The organism is Roseateles sp. GW821-FHT09G03 (genome assembly GCF_059416045.1).
Window position 1 is genome coordinate 23,724 of sequence record NZ_JBWKOK010000005.1, and the last position, 17,109, is coordinate 40,832.

17 protein-coding genes and 1 tRNA gene are annotated in these 17,109 nt (G+C 69.8%); 11 read left to right on the plus strand and 7 right to left on the minus strand.

Translation table 11 applies throughout. The features are described from left to right. Window positions 1-38: 38 nt before the first annotated feature. The 3 genes from AC07OZ_RS18590 to cysM form a co-directional block, all read right to left on the minus strand. Window positions 39-266, minus strand: coding sequence for a sulfurtransferase TusA family protein (locus AC07OZ_RS18590; protein WP_088406471.1), 228 nt, complete (start codon window positions 264-266; stop codon window positions 39-41). Between the two features lie 95 nt (window positions 267-361). Beyond that, complete coding sequence (locus tag AC07OZ_RS18595; RefSeq protein ID WP_495468573.1) at window positions 362-889, minus strand: NUDIX domain-containing protein; 528 nt, start codon at window positions 887-889, stop codon at window positions 362-364. Between the two features lie 66 nt (window positions 890-955). Then, window positions 956-1,885 (minus strand): cysteine synthase CysM, encoded by a 930-nt coding sequence (gene cysM, locus AC07OZ_RS18600; protein WP_067274271.1) that lies wholly within the window; start codon window positions 1,883-1,885, stop codon window positions 956-958. Between the two features lie 144 nt (window positions 1,886-2,029). On the opposite strand from cysM, the gene AC07OZ_RS18605 reads away from it, so the two are divergent. Then, window positions 2,030-2,114 (plus strand) — tRNA-Leu (locus AC07OZ_RS18605). 238 nt (window positions 2,115-2,352) lie between these two features. Further along, window positions 2,353-2,940 carry a rhomboid family intramembrane serine protease gene (locus AC07OZ_RS18610; RefSeq protein ID WP_495468574.1) on the plus strand — a complete coding sequence of 196 codons (588 nt, stop codon included), beginning with the start codon at window positions 2,353-2,355 and terminating at the stop codon, window positions 2,938-2,940. Window positions 2,941-2,965: 25 nt separating this feature from the next. Here the strand turns inward: AC07OZ_RS18610 and AC07OZ_RS18615 are convergent, their stop codons facing one another. Then, a complete protein-coding gene (locus tag AC07OZ_RS18615) occupies window positions 2,966-3,889 on the minus strand; it encodes an NAD-dependent epimerase/dehydratase family protein (RefSeq protein WP_495468575.1) in 924 nt (307 codons plus the stop codon). A gap of 55 nt (window positions 3,890-3,944) precedes the next feature. On the opposite strand from AC07OZ_RS18615, the gene AC07OZ_RS18620 reads away from it, so the two are divergent. The 3 genes from AC07OZ_RS18620 (at window position 3,945) to AC07OZ_RS18630 (ending at window position 7,014) form a co-directional block, all read left to right on the plus strand. Beyond that, complete coding sequence (locus AC07OZ_RS18620; RefSeq protein ID WP_495468576.1) at window positions 3,945-4,982, plus strand: CDP-6-deoxy-delta-3,4-glucoseen reductase; 1,038 nt, start codon at window positions 3,945-3,947, stop codon at window positions 4,980-4,982. Window positions 4,983-5,065: 83 nt separating this feature from the next. Continuing rightward, entirely contained in the window at window positions 5,066-5,812 is a 747-nt protein-coding gene (locus tag AC07OZ_RS18625) for a 2OG-Fe dioxygenase family protein (RefSeq protein WP_495468577.1), read from the plus strand. A 95-nt stretch (window positions 5,813-5,907) separates the two neighbouring features. Next, window positions 5,908-7,014 carry a Glu/Leu/Phe/Val family dehydrogenase gene (locus tag AC07OZ_RS18630; RefSeq protein WP_495468578.1) on the plus strand — a complete coding sequence of 369 codons (1,107 nt, stop codon included), beginning with the start codon at window positions 5,908-5,910 and terminating at the stop codon, window positions 7,012-7,014. Here AC07OZ_RS18630 and AC07OZ_RS18635 read toward each other — a convergent pair. Continuing rightward, a complete protein-coding gene (locus AC07OZ_RS18635; RefSeq protein WP_495468579.1) occupies window positions 7,001-8,137 on the minus strand; it encodes an acyltransferase family protein in 1,137 nt (378 codons plus the stop codon). The two genes, AC07OZ_RS18630 and AC07OZ_RS18635, sit on opposite strands and share 14 nt — an antisense overlap. A 249-nt stretch (window positions 8,138-8,386) precedes the next feature. On the opposite strand from AC07OZ_RS18635, the gene AC07OZ_RS18640 reads away from it, so the two are divergent. Further along, window positions 8,387-9,007 (plus strand): CHRD domain-containing protein, encoded by a 621-nt coding sequence (locus AC07OZ_RS18640; RefSeq protein WP_495468580.1) that lies wholly within the window; start codon window positions 8,387-8,389, stop codon window positions 9,005-9,007. Window positions 9,008-9,291: 284 nt separating this feature from the next. Next, window positions 9,292-11,496, plus strand: a complete 2,205-nt coding sequence (locus AC07OZ_RS18645; protein ID WP_495468581.1) for a hybrid sensor histidine kinase/response regulator — start codon at window positions 9,292-9,294, stop codon at window positions 11,494-11,496. Between the two features lie 9 nt (window positions 11,497-11,505). On the opposite strand, the gene AC07OZ_RS18650 is transcribed toward AC07OZ_RS18645, so the two are convergent. Continuing rightward, on the minus strand, window positions 11,506-12,285 hold the full coding sequence (locus tag AC07OZ_RS18650) for an SDR family oxidoreductase (protein ID WP_495468582.1): 780 nt from the start codon (window positions 12,283-12,285) through the stop codon (window positions 11,506-11,508). A 102-nt stretch (window positions 12,286-12,387) separates the two neighbouring features. Between AC07OZ_RS18650 and AC07OZ_RS18655 the strand changes: the two genes are divergently transcribed. Then, window positions 12,388-12,723, plus strand: a complete 336-nt coding sequence (locus AC07OZ_RS18655; protein ID WP_495468583.1) for a winged helix-turn-helix transcriptional regulator — start codon at window positions 12,388-12,390, stop codon at window positions 12,721-12,723. A 30-nt stretch (window positions 12,724-12,753) separates the two neighbouring features. Here the strand turns inward: AC07OZ_RS18655 and AC07OZ_RS18660 are convergent, their stop codons facing one another. Further along, window positions 12,754-13,581 (minus strand): DUF3667 domain-containing protein, encoded by an 828-nt coding sequence (locus AC07OZ_RS18660; protein ID WP_495468584.1) that lies wholly within the window; start codon window positions 13,579-13,581, stop codon window positions 12,754-12,756. A 197-nt stretch (window positions 13,582-13,778) separates the two neighbouring features. On the opposite strand from AC07OZ_RS18660, the gene AC07OZ_RS18665 reads away from it, so the two are divergent. The 3 genes from AC07OZ_RS18665 (at window position 13,779) to AC07OZ_RS18675 (ending at window position 17,059) form a co-directional block, all read left to right on the plus strand. After that, window positions 13,779-14,243 (plus strand): hypothetical protein, encoded by a 465-nt coding sequence (locus tag AC07OZ_RS18665; RefSeq protein WP_495468585.1) that lies wholly within the window; start codon window positions 13,779-13,781, stop codon window positions 14,241-14,243. A gap of 162 nt (window positions 14,244-14,405) precedes the next feature. After that, complete coding sequence (locus tag AC07OZ_RS18670; RefSeq protein ID WP_495468586.1) at window positions 14,406-16,712, plus strand: acyl-CoA dehydrogenase; 2,307 nt, start codon at window positions 14,406-14,408, stop codon at window positions 16,710-16,712. Continuing rightward, window positions 16,598-17,059 carry a cupin domain-containing protein gene (locus tag AC07OZ_RS18675; RefSeq protein WP_495468587.1) on the plus strand — a complete coding sequence of 154 codons (462 nt, stop codon included), beginning with the start codon at window positions 16,598-16,600 and terminating at the stop codon, window positions 17,057-17,059. The genes AC07OZ_RS18670 and AC07OZ_RS18675 overlap by 115 nt, the downstream gene beginning before the upstream one ends. Window positions 17,060-17,109 lie beyond the last annotated feature (50 nt).

Genomic DNA, 17,109 nt, shown 5'->3' on the forward strand with positions numbered 1-17,109 from the left:
ATCGCGTGGCCTTCTTCGTTTGAGGCGATGCGCTGGACTCAGCGCCGCTTGAGCACGTGGATGAATTCGTCGCCCGCCGCCGTCTGCTCGACCAGTTCGTTGCCGGTCTGCCGCGCGAAGGCCTGGAAGTCGCGGGTCGAGCCGGGATCCGTCGCGACGACCTTGAGCAGTTGACCGCTTTCCATCTCCGCCAGGGCCTTCTTCGCCTTGAGGATGGGCAGCGGGCAGTTGAGGCCGCGGGTGTCGAGTTCCTTGTGAATGTCCATGAGAGCGTCCTTGCCGCCGATGACGGCGGCCGATGAAGCGGATTCTAGTCAGCCGGTCGGTGACGGTCGGCGCGAGCGGTTGAGGCCCACGCGGTTCAGGTGCGAGGCGCCATCCACTTCGGTTCGATGCCGCGTCCGCGCAGCCAGTCGGCCAGCGCCTGGCCGGTGCCGGCGGGCCAGCACTTGAGCTGCTCCGGCGGCGTCAGCGTGTACTCGACCAGCTCCGGCGACAGCGTGACCTCGCCGCGCGCGGGCACGTGGTACGCAATGATGACCTGGTTCTTCTTCTGGAAGTCGTAGACGCCGATCAGCGTCGCGCCGAGCGCCTCGAGCGAAGTCTCCTCCAGCACCTCGCGCCGGATGCCCTCTTCCGGTGACTCGCCGGCTTCCATGAACCCGGTGATCAGGCCAAAGAACGGCCCCGGCCACGCGGCGTTGCGCGCGAGCAAGACCTGGCCCTCCCGGTCGACGCATTCGACGACGGCGGCCAGCACCGGCGTCGGGTTGTTCCAGTGGGTGAAGTCGCAGTTCGGGCAACGCAGCCGGGTCTTGGGGCCGCCGTCTTCCGGCAGCTCGATCCAAGCCAGTTCACTGGCGCATTGCGGGCAGAAGCGGAAGCTCATGAGGCGTGGGCGCCGGAGCGCCTGCGTGTCGCGATGCGGCCATCATCCCTGATTGACCGCGCGACGTCAGGCGGGGAACACACCTGTCGACAAGTAGCGATCGCCGCGATCGCAGACCACGAACACGATGGTCGCGTTCGAGACCTGACGCGCGATCTGCATCGCGACCCAGCAGGCCCCGGCGGCGGAGATGCCGCCGAACAGACCTTCCTCGCGCGCCAGGCGGCGGGCCATGTCTTCGGCGTCGGACTGGCCGACCAGCACCAGCTCGTCCACGGTCTCGGGACGGTAGATCTTGGGCAGGTAGGCCGCGGGCCACTTGCGGATGCCGGGGATGCGCGACCCCTCGGCCGGCTGCGCGCCGACGATGCGCACCTCGGGGTTCTTCTCCTTCAGGAAGCGCGAGACGCCGGTGATCGTGCCGGTCGTCCCCATCGCGCTGACGAAGTGCGTGATGCGCCCGCCCGTGTCGCGCCAGATCTCCGGCCCAGTGGTCTCGTAGTGGATGCGCGGGTTGTCGTTGTTGGCGAACTGGTCGAGCACCCGCCCCTTGCCGTCGCGCTGCATCTGCTCGGCCAGGTCGCGGGCGTACTCCATGCCGCCGGAGCGCGGCGTCAGGATCAGTTCGGCGCCGAAGGCCTTCATCGTCTGGGCGCGTTCGACCGACAGGTCCTCCGGCATGATCAGCACCATGCGGTAGCCGCGGATCGCGGCGGCCATCGCCAGCGCGATGCCGGTGTTGCCCGAGGTCGCCTCGATCAGCGTGTCGCCGGGCTTGATCTCGCCGCGCTCCTCGGCGCGCCGGATCATGCTGATCGCGGGACGGTCTTTCACCGAGCCCGCCGGGTTGTTCCCTTCCAGCTTGGCCAGCAGCACGTTGCCGCGCGCGGCCAGTTCCGGCCCCAGCATGCGCTGCAGCCGCACCAGCGGCGTGTTGCCGATGACGTCTTCCAAGGTCGGATAGCTCGTGGGGTCGAAGGCGCTTGCGTCACTCATAGCCGCGCATTCTCTCAGGAGGCGTCTTCCTGCGTGGCATAATGGCTTTCTCATTTCGCGGCTCACCGTTGCCTCCGCGGCAACGCTTCCGAACCGCGAAGCGGACCACCTCCGGTGGTCCCGCATGCAGCAAGTTGCCGAGACGCCCGGATGGCGAAATCGGTAGACGCAGGGGACTCAAAATCCCCCGCCGCAAGGTGTGCCGGTTCGAGTCCGGCTCCGGGCACCACTCTCCAAGTGGTCAGGTCTTGGCAACGCTGACATCCATCCTTCCGCATCGGTTCAGCATTGGTTCCGCAGGTCCTTCCGCGTGTTTTCTCGGGAAGTTGGCCGGGAAAGCCGCGCGCGCCGCGGGCCGGGTCTTGCCCAAGGCGCGGCTACACTCGACCGGACGCATTGGCTTGATCCCAGGTCCATTGCGCCTTCCCAACGCGCCGTCCGCGGTGCCTTCTGAAGACGCCCGCCCCATGCCCTTCATTCCTCCGGTGACCAAGGCCTTCATGCTGATCTGCGTGGGCCTGTTCTGTCTCCCCTACGTCTACGGGCCGTTCAGCGCGATGAACGTCGAGATGGCGCTGTGGCCGCTGAACTCCGGAAGATTCGAGTTCTGGCAGCCGATCAGCTACGCCTTCCTGCACGGCAGCTTCGGGCACCTGTTCTTCAACATGTTCGGGCTCTGGATGTTCGGCTCCGAGCTGGAGACGATCTGGGGCGGCAAGCGCTACGCGCAACTGCTCGTGGCCAGCGCCTTGACCGCCGCCGCGGCCCAGCTGGTGTTCACGCTGCTGATGGGATCGTTCGCGCCCACCGTCGGCGCCTCCGGGGCGCTGTTCGGGCTGCTGCTGTCCTACGGGCTGCTGTTCCCGGACCGGGTCATCATGCCGCTGTTCCCGCCGATCCCGATGAAGGCCAAGTACTTCGTCGCCATCTTCGGCGCGATCGAGCTGTTCCTGGGCATCAGCGGCGGCAGCGGCATCGCGCACTTCGCCCACCTGGGCGGCATGCTCGGCGCGTGGCTGATGATCAACTACTGGCGCGGCAGCCGCCGGCGCTGATCGGCCCGCGCCCTCAGCCCCCCCGTCAGTCCTCGACGGCGAGCAACCCCTCGCGCGGTGTCGGGTAGCGCAGCCGCAGGCGCAGCTCGCGCTTGAGGCGCCGGTTGTCCATCCGACGCGATTCGTTCATGAAGCTCATCTGCATCGGCGAGAACACGCCGGGGGCTTCGGCGCGCGTCACGCGGGCCGGCGCCGGCAGGCCGCACAGCGACGCAGCCAGTTCGAAGTAGTCACCCATCAGCAGCTCGCTGTCGTCGCTCGCATGCAGGATCCGCTGCGCCGGACCGCGCATCAACGCCAGCACGCAAGCGCGCGCCAGGTCGTCGGCCTGGATGTGGTTGGTGTAGACGTCGTCCTCGCGCGCCAGCACCGGCAGGCCCTTGCCGAGCCGCTCACGCGGATGCCCGCCGTCGCGGTCGAACGCGTAGATGCCGGGCACGCGCAGGATGGTCACCGGCGCGCCCGTGACGCGGCCCCACTGGCGCAGCTGGTCCTCGGCGTCGACGCGGCGCCAGGCGCGGTCGTTGGACGGATTCGCACGGCGCGTCTCGTCGATCCGCGCGCCGCCGCAATCGCCGTAGACGCCGCTCGTGCTCGCGTAGACCAGATGTGCCGGGACCGCCGAGCGCGACAGGGCCTGCAGCAGCCGCCGGGTGCGCTCATCGGTCCGGCCCTGCGCGGCCGGCGGCGCCAGGTGCAGCACGCGGTCCGCGAGCCCCGCGAGCCGACCCAGCGACGCGGCATCGTCCAGGTTGCCGATCAGCGGGATCGCGCCGGCGGCGCGCAGTTCGCCGACCCGCGCGGCGCTGCTCGTCAATGCGAACACCGTCCATCGCCCGGCCAGTTGCCGCAGCACGCGCATCCCCACATCGCCGCAGCCGACGATCAGCAGACGGCCGCGGCGGGCGCGGCGATTGACGGAAGGCGAAGCGGGATTGGCACCGGGCATGAGGAGGAAGCGGGGCTGGGGCAAAATGGCGGGTTAGTTTAGTCATCTCCTCACCATGAGCTTCCAGGTCACCGTCCTGCCCGCCGGCCGCAACTTCACCGTCGACGACGACGAAACCGTGCTGGCCGCGGCCATCCGCCAGGGCATCGGCCTGCCCTACGGCTGCAAGGACGGCGCCTGCGGCTCCTGCAAGAGCAGGCTGATGGAGGGTCAGGTCGTGCACGGCGAGCACCAGACCAAGGCGCTGTCGCCCGAGGAAGAAGCCGCCGGCATGATCCTGACCTGCTGCGCGAGGCCGCAGACGGACTGCACGGTCGAGGCCCGCACCGTGCCCGGCGCCGGCGAGTACCCCGTGCTGAAGCTGCCCAGCCGCGTGATCACCGTCGAGAAGCCCGCCGGCGACGTCGCCGTGGTCAAGCTCCAGCTGCCGGCCACGCAGAACCTGCAGTACCGCGCCGGCCAGTACGTCGAATTCATCCTGCGCGACGGCGCGCGGCGCAGCTACTCGATGGCCAACGCGCCGAGCCGCCTCGGCACGCCGCCGGCGATCGAGCTGCACATCCGCCACATGCCCGGCGGCAAGTTCACCGACCACGTCTTCGGCGCGCTCAAGGAAAAGGACATCCTGCGCATGGAAGGCCCGTTCGGCAGCTTCTTCCTGCGTGAAGACAGCGACAAGCCGATCGTGCTGCTCGCCTCGGGCACGGGCTTCGCGCCGATCAAGGCGATCCTGGAACGCATCCAGGACGAAGGCATCACCCGCCCGGTGACGCTGTACTGGGGCTGCCGTTCCAAGGCCGACCTCTACCTGCACGACTGGGCCGAGGCGACCGCGGCCGCGATGCCGACGTTCACCTACGTGCCGGTGCTGTCCGAGCCGAAGGCCGAGGACGGCTGGACCGGCCGCACCGGCTTCGTCCACCAGGTCCTGATGGGCGACCTGCCCGACCTCTCGAAGCACCAGGTCTACGCCTGCGGCGCGCCGGTGATGGTGGAGTCCGCGCAGCGCGACTTCGTCGCGTCCTGCGGACTGCCGGCCGAGGAGTTCTACGCCGACGCGTTCACGTCCGAATTGGACAAGCACGCCGGCTGAGCCGGTCCACCTAACGCCCGCGCAATCCCGCGTTCACGGCGTGACATGCGCCATCCCGCCCGCGGCGATCCATACTTTCGCGCATGAAGCATTTCCCGCCGCCGTATTCCAGTGCCGCGCAGTTCGAACAGCAACTGCAGAACCTCGGCCACACCGTCATCGCGCCCGAGAGCCTGACGCACTGGCTGCACTGCCAGGCCGCCGATCTGCGCGCGCTGCAGGCCTACTGGAACGACCTGCCCCCCGACGCCTACCTGCGCGACGGCGGCCGCTACCGCTTCCGGCGGCATGCGAGCTTCGTCGTGGACTCGCAGGCCGAGCCCTCGGTGCGGCTGGCGCCGCATCGCGCGCACTGGCAGCCGGTGGACTACAACGCGCTGCACGGCGGCATCGAACGCTGGTTCGAGCCGATGGATCCCGCCGCGGTCGACCTGCCGATCTGGCCGCGGCTGCTGCTGGGGCTGGCCGCGGTCGCGGACCGGCTCAAGGGCGCGCGGCCCTGGTTCATCGAGGCGCACCAGTTCCGCATCGACACGGCGGGCGGCATCGGCCGGCCCACGCCCGAGGGCGCGCACCGTGACGGCGTGGACCTGGTGGCGGTGTTCATGCTGGGGCGCCACGGCATCAAGGGCGGCGAGTCGCGCGTCTTCGAGGCGGACGGCCCGCGCGGTCAGCGCTTCACGATGATGGAGCCGTGGACGCTGCTGCTGCTCGACGACGAGCGCGTCATCCACGAGACCACGCCGATCCAGCCCATCGATCCCGCGCATGCCGGCCACCGCGACACGCTGGTCGTCACGCTGCGGTCGGACGCCTTCATGGGGCGCTGAGCGCTAAACTTCGGGACCCGCGCGCCACAAGCGTGGCGGGCCCCGCCGGATCGCCACGGTCCGGTCTTCTTCAAGCATCACAAGTGCAGGTTCCCATGAACGCCATCACCGACATCGCCCGCGCGCTCGCCGCCGGCTCGTCCGACGCCATCCCCTCCTCCCTCTTCGGTCTGCCCGACCAGGCCCCGCACGAACGCGTGCTGCTGGCCGCCGATCCGGTGACCGGCCTCAAGGCGATCCTGGCGGTGCACAGCACCGCGCGCGGCCCGGCCTTCGGCGGCTGCCGCTTCTGGGGCTACGACAACGAGCTGGCCGCGCTGAACGACGCGTTGCGCCTGTCGCAGGGCATGAGCCTGAAGAATGCCCTCGCCAACCTGCCCTTCGGCGGCGGCAAGGCCGTGATCATCAAGCCGCAGGGCGACTTCGACCGCGCCGCGCTGTTCGCGGCCTTCGGCCGCGCGGTGCAGTCGCTGCAAGGCGCCTACATCACCGCCGAGGACGTCGGCACCACCACCGCCGACATGAAGGGCATGACGGCCCAGACGCAGTACGTGTCGGGCATCCCGCGCGAAGGCGCCTTCGGCGGCGACCCCAGCCCCAAGACCGCCTACGGCGTGTTCGTGTCCATCGATGAAGGCGTCAAGCGCGTGCTGCGCCGCGAATCGCTGGAAGGCGTGCGCGTCGCGCTGCAAGGCCTGGGCGCGGTGGGCTGGCACCTGGCCGAATACCTGCACCGTGCCGGCGCGAAGCTGGTCGTCGCCGACGTGAACGCCGAGAAGGTCGCGCGCGCGCAGACCGAACTGGGCGCGAAGGCCGTCGGCATCCACGAGATCCTGGCCGCGGACGTCGACGTCGTCGCGCCCTGCGCGCTGGGCGCGACGCTGAATGCGCAATCCATCCCCGCGCTCAAGGCCGCGCTGATCGCCGGCGCCGCCAACAACCAGCTGGCCACCGCCGCCGACGGCGACGCGCTGCAAGCCCGCGGCATCACCTACCTGCCGGACTACCTGGTGAATGCCGGCGGCATCATCAGCGTCGCGCGCGAGTTCCGCAACGAGGGCGAAGAGAACGCCGTGATGGCCGAGGTCGGCCAGATCCGCGGCCGCGTCGCCGAGTTGCTGGACCGCATCCAGGTCAGCGGCCAGACCCCGGCCCGCGAGGCGGACGCCTGGGCGCGGTCGCTGCTGGTCAAGCCGGCCTGACCGACTGGCTCTCCACGGAAGACGGCGCCTCCACGGCGCCGTTTTTCCGTCGGTCGAAAAACTTCTTGAGCTTGAGCACCGGCTGCTCGAGCCCGTGGTACGAGACCAGCGCGATGGCGATGGTCACGGCGGAGCCGCCGACGAGGATGGTCCAGGGCGCGGCGCCCTGCGCGCGCATCATCCGGTAGACCGGGTAGTGCCAGAGGTAGAGCCCGTAGGAGATACCGCCGAACCAGCGCAACGCGCCCAGGCTGAAGAGCCGCGCCAGACCGGCGCGTTCGCTGATCAGCAGATGCGCCATCAGCACGGCGGCGCTGAGTTCGACGGCCGCGAAGCCCCAGCGGTACATGTAGGGCTGGCGCCATTCCTCCTTGGCGCTGACCAGCATCACCGCGGCGATGAACACGAACGCCAACGGCCCCAGGATCGAGAGCGGCCCGGCCCAGCGCCGGCGCAGCGCGTCGACCCGCTGGCCGCTGAGCCACAACGCCAGCGCACAGCCCACCATCAGCGCGTCGGCGCGCGTGTCCAGGCCGTTGAACAGCCGCTCGGGACTGCGCTGCTGCTCCAGCAGCACGTTGCGCCAGGTCAGCGAGAGCGCCGCCAGTCCCAGCGCGAGCAGCGCCAGCGTGCGCCGGTTGGACGTGAAGCGGCTGGCCAGCAGCAGCACCAGGGGCCAGACCAGGTAGAACTGTTCCTCGATCGACAGCGACCAGGTGTGCCCCAGCAGGTCGGGCGCGTTCCACCAGAAGGCGCGCGCCCAGTTGGACATGTAGGTCAGCGCGATGCCGGCCTCCAGGAGGTTCTGCCGCGCCTTGCCGCCGTCGAGCGCGAGGCAGCTCCACACGGCGTAGACGAACACCAGCAGGATCAGCGCCGGCGCGAGCCGCAGGGCACGCCGCGCATAGAAATTCTTCAGGCTGACGTCACCGTAACGATCAAGCTCGTCGCACAGCAGCGTCGTGATGAGAAAGCCGCTGAGCGTGAAGAAGATCTCCACGCCGAGACCGCCCCCTTCCAGGAAACCGGTGTGCGCGTGAAAGACCATCACGCAGAGGACGGCGAAGCCGCGCAGGCCGTCCAGGGGCGGACGGTGTCCGAGGCGGAACGTCGATGACTCCATGGGATTCCTCCGCGGCGGACCCCGGTCCGCGCACAACCCCGCCGGATGGCAAGCGCGATGCCTGTCCGCACACCCCGTTACATCGGACCCTGTGCCGGATTCGCGCGATCCGGTTGCCTCCCGTCCCTGCGAGGGACTTCATCGCCCCACGCCGCGCTGCCGATCGCTCACAAGCCCGATGGCATCGACGTATACCGCCGCCTGAGTTCCGCGCAGCCCGTTGCGGAGCCGAACCCAGGAGAGACCTCCATGACGTCCCTGAAGAGCTTGAAGCCCGTGTCCCTCGCGGCGCTGGCGCTCGCGGCCGCGAGCTTCGCGATGCCCGCCATCGCGCACGACATCGTGTACACCGCGCCCCTGAGCGGTGCGGCGGAGTTCCCGCCGAACGCCTCAGCCGGCACCGGCCTGGCGACGGTGACCTTCAACGACGACGACTTCACGATGCGCGTGCAGGTCACCTTCGCCGGCCTGACCGGCACGACGACGGCCTCGCACATCCATTGCTGCACGGCGGCCGCGGGCGCCGGCAACGCGGGCGTGGCGACGACGACGCCGACCTTTCCGAACTTCCCGCTCGGCGTGACCTCGGGCATGTACGACCAGACCTTCGACCTGACGCAGGCCAGCAGCTGGAACGCCGCGTTCATCACCGCCAACGGCGGCACGATCGCGAGCGCCTTCGCGGCCTTGTCGACCGGGCTGGCGGGCGGCAATGCGTATCTGAACGTGCACTCGACCTTCGCCCCGGGCGGCGAGATCCGCGGCTTCCTGCAGGCGAGCGCGGTGCCCGAGCCATCGAGCTACGCGCTGATGCTCGCAGGCGTCCTGGCGATCGGCGGACTGGCACGGCGACGCACGCGCCAGGGCTGAAGCTCTCTCGACCGCCGCCCTGCCCCACCCGATAGCCGCGTGGCCTACAGCAAACGCCCTGTCATCGCTCGACACACGTCGGGGACAAGGTGAGCGGTCGAATCCCTCCCGCCTCGGTATGCTCGCCTCATAAGTTCACCGCATGATTCCCCCGTGCTGACGCGGCTCCGATTTGGGATGCACCGCCAGGCGCAAACCGGAGCCATAGCGGGGCTATGGCGAGGATTTGCAACGACGCGGGGCGCCGGAAGCGGTGCCGCGGCGGCATGGGGGGGCGAGAAATGGTGATTGAGAGGTTCTGGTTGCGTTGGCCGGCGGCGGTGCTTGTCTTCGTCGCCGCGACCTGGCTCAACCTGTCCCTCCAGCCGGCGCTCAACAGCCGCGAACCGCTGCTGCCCTACTTCCCGTCGCTGGTGATCGTCGGCCTGGTCTGCGGTCTCAGGCCGGCCTTGACCTTCCTGGTGGCCGCCAGCCTGGCGATCCTCTACTTCTGGATCGAGCCAGTCGGCCAGATGTTCCCGGTCAACTCCGTCGCGGACGCGGCGCTGGTCGTGCTGTTCCTGCTGACGGGCTCGCTGGTCGCGTCGGTCTCGGCGTGGGCGGGCCGGCTGATGCAGAAGGAGCGCAGCAGCCGGCGGCGGCTCAACCTCGCGCTCGCGGCGGGCCGCATGATCACCTGGGACTGGGACGCGGTGACGGGCTTCGCCACCACCGGCGGCGGCGCGAAGCAGCTGTTCGGGCGGACCTGGACGTCGATGGACGACATGCTCGCCGGCATGTCCGCGCAGGACGCCGCGCGTTTCCGCGACCGCTACCGCTATGCCACGGAGAGCGGCGGCCGCTTCAGCCTGGCCTGCCCGATCACGCGCGCCGACAACGACGAGGTCGTCTGGACGCAGTTCGACGGCTATGTGAGCCTGGACGCGAAGGGCCGCGCGGTGCATGCCTACGGCGTCGCGGTCGACGTCACCTCGCAGCAGGAAGCGCTGCGCGCGAGCCAGGCGGCCGAGGAGCGCTTCCACCTCGCGCTGCAGAGCGGCAAGGTGATGGCGTGGGAGTGCGACGTGCTGGGCCGCTACACCTGGGCGTTCAACACGCCGATGGGCTTCACGCGCGAGGCGCTGATCGGCGCGGAGGTCGGCAGCCTGGTCGGCGAGCCGGAGTTCGCCGGCATCGTCCGCGAGGCGGTGATCACGGGCCAGGCGATGAACCTCGCACAGCGCACGACGCACGGCGGCAGGACCTACCAGCTGCTGACGTCGCTGCGGCCGATCACGGCGCACGACGGCCAGGTGCAGCGGGTGATCGGCGCGACGGTCGACGTCACCGAGCTGTCGGCGGCTCAGGAGGAACTGCGTCGCGAGAGCGAGCGCAAGGACTCCTTCCTGGCGACGCTCGCGCACGAGCTGCGCAACCCGATGGCGCCGATCCGCTATGCGGTGGCGATGCTGCGGCAGTCCTCATCGGACGACACGCGCGCGCAGGCCACGGACATCATCGCGCGGCAGTCGGCGCACATGGCGCGGCTGCTCGACGACCTGCTGGACATGAGCCGCATCACGCGCAACGTGGTCGAGCTCAAGCGCCAGGTCATCGACCTGCGCACGGTGGTGAAGCAGGCGCTGGAGGCGATCGAGCCGCTGTACAGCGAGATGAAGCACCGCGTCACGCTGTCGCTGCCGCCGGTGCCGGTGCCGGTCGACGGCGATCCCACACGGCTGCAGCAGGTGCTGGGCAACCTGCTGGACAACGCGGCCAAGTACAGCCCGGAGCCGGGCGAGGTGCGCGTGCACGTCGACGTGGTGGGGGACCGGGCGCAGATCATGGTGACGGACCAGGGGGTCGGCATCGCGCCAGCGATGCAGCCGCGGGTCTTCGAGCTCTTCACGCGGATCGACGCGCGCGGTCCGGCGCCCTCGGGGCTGGGCATCGGCCTGGCCGTGTCGAAACAGCTCGTGCAGTTGCACGACGGCACGATCAGCGTGGCGAGCGACGGCATCGGCCACGGCAGCCGGTTCACCGTCAGCCTGCCGCTGGCGGATCAAGGACTGACCCCGCTGGTGGACGAGTCCGGAAGAGCCGACGGGACACGCCCGGCGGCGACGGCCGCCCAGCGGCAGACCCTGGTGCTGGTGGTCGACGACAACGTGGATGCCGCCAACACCTTGGCCGAGGTGCTGCGCGGCGTCGGTTATCGCGCGGAGGTCGCGTACAGCGGCGAGGAGGCGCTCGCGGTGTTCGAGCGCACGCAGCCGCGCGTGGTGCTGCTGGACATCGGGCTGCCGGGTCTCTCGGGCACGGACGTCGCGCGCCGGCTCCGGACCACGCGCGGGCCCGAGCCGCTCGCGTTGATCGCGATCACCGGCTGGGGCCAGCGCTCCGACCGCGACGCCACGGCGGCCGCGGGCTTCGACGCCCACCTGGTGAAGCCGGTGGAGTTCAACGAGCTGGAGCAGGTGATGAAGGAGCTGCTGGACGCGGGACGCTAGCCCGCCGGATCACACGGTGGGCACGGTCCCGCCGTCGATCACGAATTCAGTGCCCGTGATGGCGCCGGCCTGGTCCGAGACGAGGAAGGCGATGAGGTCGGCCACCTCCCGCGGCGCGTTGGGACGCCCCAGCGGAATGCCGCCCAGCGACGCCATGATGGTCTGCCGGGCCTCGTCGATGCTCCCGCCCGCCTGCTCCGCCACGCGCGACATCAGCGCGACCGCTGCCTCGGTCTCGGTCCAGCCGGGAGAGACGCGCACGACGCGGATGCCCTTGGGACTGAGCTCCTTCGACAAGGCCTTGCTGTAGTTGGAAAGCCCCGCCTTGGCCGCGGCATAGGCCATGGTGGCCTCCGGCAGCGGCAGCACGCTCTGGATGGAGGTGACGTGCACGACCACGCCCGATCCCCGTGCGAGCATGCTTGGCAGCAGGGCGCGGTCGAGACGGACGGCCGACAGCAGGTTGAGATTCAACTCGCGCTGCCATTCATCGTCGTCGAGCACGGCGAACCCGCCCGCCGGCGCCGCGGAGCCGCCGACCACATGGACGATCACATCGACGCCGCCCCACTGCCGCAGGACCGCCTCCGCCACGGCACGGACGCCGTCGGGGGTCGCCACGTCGGCCTCGACGAAACGGGCGTCCTGGGCATCGTCGGGACGATGGCGGGCGGTGGTCAGCACCTCGAAACCCGACGCGAGCAGCCTCTCGACCACGGCACGTCCGACCCCTTTCGTCCCTCCGGTCACGAGCGCACGGCGGGAACGGATTCCAGTACTTGAAGACAATCGACACTCCTGTTCTGACAACAGCGGGCCTTGCCCGCGAGTGCTTCATCTTCAAGAGCCCTGCCCGGCCCGACAAGCACGCACCGGAAAGTAAGTGCCGCCATGACCGAACGCCCCAGCTACACCGCACTGAGCGCCGCCATCGGCCTCGAGTCCGCCTGGTCGCTGCTGGACGGGCGTTGGAAGCTGCTGATCCTCTTCAACCTCTTCGGCGGTCAGGTGCGGCGTTTCTCCGAGCTTGAACGCGCGGTCACGGGCATCTCGCCGAAGGTGCTGACCCAGCAACTGCGTGACCTGGAGGCGGACGGCCTGATCCATCGCATCGTGCATGCGGAAAAACCGCCCCGGGTGGAGTACGCGATGACGACGTGGGGCCAGGCGCTCTGCCCGGCCCTCGATTCGCTGCTCGGCTGGATGGAGCAGAAGCCACAGGCTTGAGGGGGCGTCGAACGGCTCGCCGAGTCGCGCTCAACCCAGCAGCGCCGCCCCGACCACCAGCGCGACGACGCCCGCCAGCAGCAGCGGCAGATAGAGCGCCGCGAGCACCCCGCCGCGCCAGATCCCGCCCCACCAGCCCGTGCCGTAGACGGTCCGCAGCGCGATCACGCCGTGCAGCAGGACCAGCGCCGCGATGACCGTCGACAGCGACGGCACCACGATCGCCAGCAGATAGGCGGCGAACCAGCAAGCATGCAGGTGCAGCGCGAAGACGAAATGCTCGGCGTACTTCATCCGTCGCCGCAGGAACACCAGCGCCAGCAGACCCGCGAAGACCGGCTGCATCATCAGCATCGCGTAGGGGGCGAGCTTGTCCATGCGCTTCTGCACCTGCGCGGCGGAGCCGCTGGCCAGGCGCTCGCCGACGGCGTCCAGGCGCCGCTGCCAGCCGGTGCAGGTGCTGCCCGGGCTGGAGCAACTGCCCTGGCGTGCCTGCGCGATGGCGCGGTCGTCGCGCTGGACGGTGAGGTGATCGCCGGGCAGCAGATGCACGGCGATGAAGAACACGAAGCTGAGGCTCAGGTAGAGGCGCAGCGGCTGGACATAACGCCGGCGCCGGCCGATGAAGTACTCGCGCGTGAGACGTCCCGGCAGGAACAGCATCGCCCACAGCGTGCGCCACAACGGGCCTTCGAGCGCGACGTAGTGGCCGATGAACTCGTGGATGAACTCCCGCATCGAGGCCGGATGCAGATGCGCCTCCTGGCCGCAATGGGGACAGAAGTTGCCGCCGGGCTGGAGCGACAGGTCGCAGTTGTGGCAGGTCGCGGCAGCGTGGGACGGAGAGAGGGGCGTCATGGCGGGCGGCTCGGAAGTCGTCGTGGATGCGCCGGCTGTCCACTCCCTGCCGGTCACGCGCGGAGCATGATAGGTCGGGACGACCTGCGCGCCAGGGCGGGTTGATCCCGGGCCTGGGCCGCCTGACGTCGGCATGCTGGTTGCCTGTTGTCGGCGAGGGCCTCTGGAGGAGGCCGACACCACAACAGGAGCTCTTCATGACGCTTAGACACCTCACCGCCGCCCTCGTCGGCGCCGCCGCCCTAGTGACCGGCATCGGTGCCGCGGCCCAGTCCGTCGGCAAGGCCTCCGATCCTGAACGCGACGTCGGCCGTGCCGCGCCCGGGCAGGACAACTCCTACTTCAACGTGACGGCCAAGAACCGCATCCCGGCGCCGTTGCTGCCGCTCAAGAAAGGCCAGTGCGTCATCTGGTATCCCGAGAAAGGCATCGCGGAACACACCGGACCGCTCCCCTGCTCGCCCCTGCCCAAGGTGGAGCCGGGCGGCTGGCTGATCGCGCCGTCAAAGGACCCGGTCATCCTCGAAGCGGCGGTCTATCACGCGGAGAACCCCGGCGTCGTCATCGCCCGTGGATCCTTCGACGCGCGCACGCGCTATCTCGTGCGCACGCTGGACCCGGACAGCAAGATGGACATCCAGAAGGGCAAGGCGAAGCGCTGAGCGCGCGCCAAGGCGCTGAGGGGGCGCTGTCGAGTGCTGAGCTTCCTGCCCCCTCTCCCGCTTGCGGGAGAAGGCGGGGTGATGGCCGGCGTCCTCGAGTCCTACGCGCAAGTGCGTTCCAGACTGACCTCATCGAAGGGCGTGCCGACCTAGGCTGGGTGCATGGGATTTCACCGACTCCTCGGGCGCCTGGCGATGACGCCCTTCTCCAAGGCCTTGCCCGCGATGGGCGACACGGAACGGGCCGCGCTCGAGGCCGGCACCGTCGGCTTCGAGGGCCAGCTGTTCGCCGGTCAGCCCGATTTCGACGCGCTGATCGCGAAGGGCCCGAATCGCCTCACCGACGAGGAACGCCGCTTCCTCGACCACGAGGTGACCACGCTCATCGCGATGCTCGACGACCACGCCATCGACGCGGCCGGCGATCTGCCGCCCGAGGTCTGGCAGTACCTGCGCGAGCACCGCTTCTTCGGGATGATCATTCCGAAGGAGTACGGCGGGCTGGGCTTCGGCCACTACGCGCACGCCGAGGTGGTGACCCGCATCGCCACCGTCAACACCGCCTGCGCGGTGACGGTGATGGTGCCCAATTCGCTCGGCCCCGCCGAGCTGCTCCTGCGCTACGGCACGCCCGCCCAGCAGCAGCACTACCTGCCGCGCCTGGCCGACGGGCGCGAGCTGCCCTGCTTCGGGCTCACCTCGCCCCATGCGGGGTCGGACGCGGCTTCCATTCCCGACCGCGGCGTGCTCACCGAGCGCGTCATCGACGGCCGCACGGTGCGAGGCTTCAGCGTGCGCTTCGACAAGCGCTACATCACGCTCGCGCCGGTGGCGAGCGTGGTGGGCCTGGCCTTCCAAGCCGTGGATCCTTCGCGGCCCGAAGGCGAGCAGGCGCTCGGCATCACCTGCGCGCTGCTGCCCGTGCCCACGCCCGGCATGGAGATCGGCCACCGCCACCGGCCGATGGACTCGGCCTTCATGAACGGCCCGATCCGCGGCGAGGACGTCTTCGTGCCCATGGACTGGGTGATCGGCGGCGAGGAGCGCGTCGGCCAGGGCTGGCGCATGCTGATGGAATGTCTGGCCGCGGGCCGAGCGATCTCGCTGCCGGCGCTGGGCGCGGCGATGCAGCAGACGGCGCTGTTCGTGGTCAACGGCTACGGTCAGGTGCGCGAGCAGTTCGGCCTGCCCATCGGACGTTTCCATGCGATCGCCGGCATCACCGCGCAGATGGCCGCGCGGCTCTACGCCACCGATGCCGCGCGCCGCTACACGGCGGCAGCGCTCGATGCGGGCGAGCAGCCCAGCGTCGCCAGCGCCATCCTCAAGGTGCAACTCACCGAAGCGGGTCGCCGCGCGGTCAACGACGGCATGGACGTGCTCGGCGGCAAGGGCATCATCTCCGGGCCGCGCAACCTGCTGGGCGTGGCCTACCGCCATGCGCCCATCGCGATCACGGTGGAAGGCGCCAACCTGCTGTCGCGCGCGCTGATCATCTTCGGCCAGGGCGCCACGCGCTGCCATCCCTTCGTGCTGGAGGAGATGTCGGCGGTGCAGTCCAAGGACGACGAGCGGCTGGGCCGCGCCCTCGCCGGCCACATCGGCCATGTGATGCGCAACCTCTGGCGCAGCCTCGCGCACGCGCCGCTGCGCGGGAAGCCGCCGGCCGACCTGCGCGCCGAGGCGACGCTGATCGCGTCGCTGTCGGCCCGCTACGCGCTCACCGCCGACCTCGCCATGGGACTGCTGGGCGGCAAGCTCAAGCGCATGGAGCTGCTGTCCGCGAGACTGGGTGATGTGCTGGCGGCGCTCTACCTCGCGGCCGCCTGCGTGTGGCGCTACCAGATCGAGAACGACCCGGCGACGCTGCCTGTCGCGCGCGCCGCGATCCGTCTGCAGTTGCACGAGGCCGCGACGCTGCTGCGCGAGCTCTACGCCAACCTCCCCTCGCGCTTCCTGCGCGCGATGGCACCGATGATCCTGCACGGCACCGGTCATCTCGCGCCGTTGCGCGACCGCGAGGCCATCGCGTTGGCCGACGCGTTGCGCACGCAGCCGGCGCTGGTGCAACGGCTGTGCCCCGACGTCTCGCGCCCGAAGCGCGGCGGTCTGCTCGATCTGATGAGTGCGCTCGAAGCGGCTCGCGCGCTCGGCGATGAGGTGCCCGAGCTCAACAAGGCGCTGCGACGCTCCGGGTCGCTGGAAGAAGTCGCGCGGGGCTCGCGCGATCCCGCCGCGGCGCTGGCCTACCTGCGAGCCGCCGAGCAGGTGATCGCGGTGGATGAGGACGAGCGCGCACGCACAGGCGACACTGAGCAGATTCAATCGCCTCCGCGCATCACCGAGCCGTCGCCATGCCAAAGCTCAATACCGCCCTCTGGACCGACCACCCCGGTGTCGTCAACCGCCTCTCCGGACAGAACGACGGCCCTTACGCCGAGCTTGTCCTCGGTGATCAAGCAGGCCTGACGCAGTTCGGCGCGCGCCTCGAACGCCTTCCGCCGGGCTCCCGCTCCTCGCATCGGCACTGGCACGAAACGGAAGATGAATTCGTGTACGTGCTCTCCGGCGAGCTGGTGCTCCTCGAGGACGAAGCGTCCGTGCTGCGGGCCGGGGACGCGGCCGCCTGGGCCGCGGGGGCACCGGTGGCTCACTGCCTGGAAAACCGCTCCGCCGCGGAGGCCGTGTACCTCGTCGTGGGTAGCCGAGCCTCCAAAGGCACGGTCCACTACCCGGACCACGATGTGGTCCTGCATCACGACGGCACCGGGCGTCGTTTCACCAGAAGCGACGGCTCTCCCATCGAGCGCGAGTAGAGGCCGGCCGAAGGGCCAGCGCGAGAAAGACACCTGCCGGAAAGAAGTCT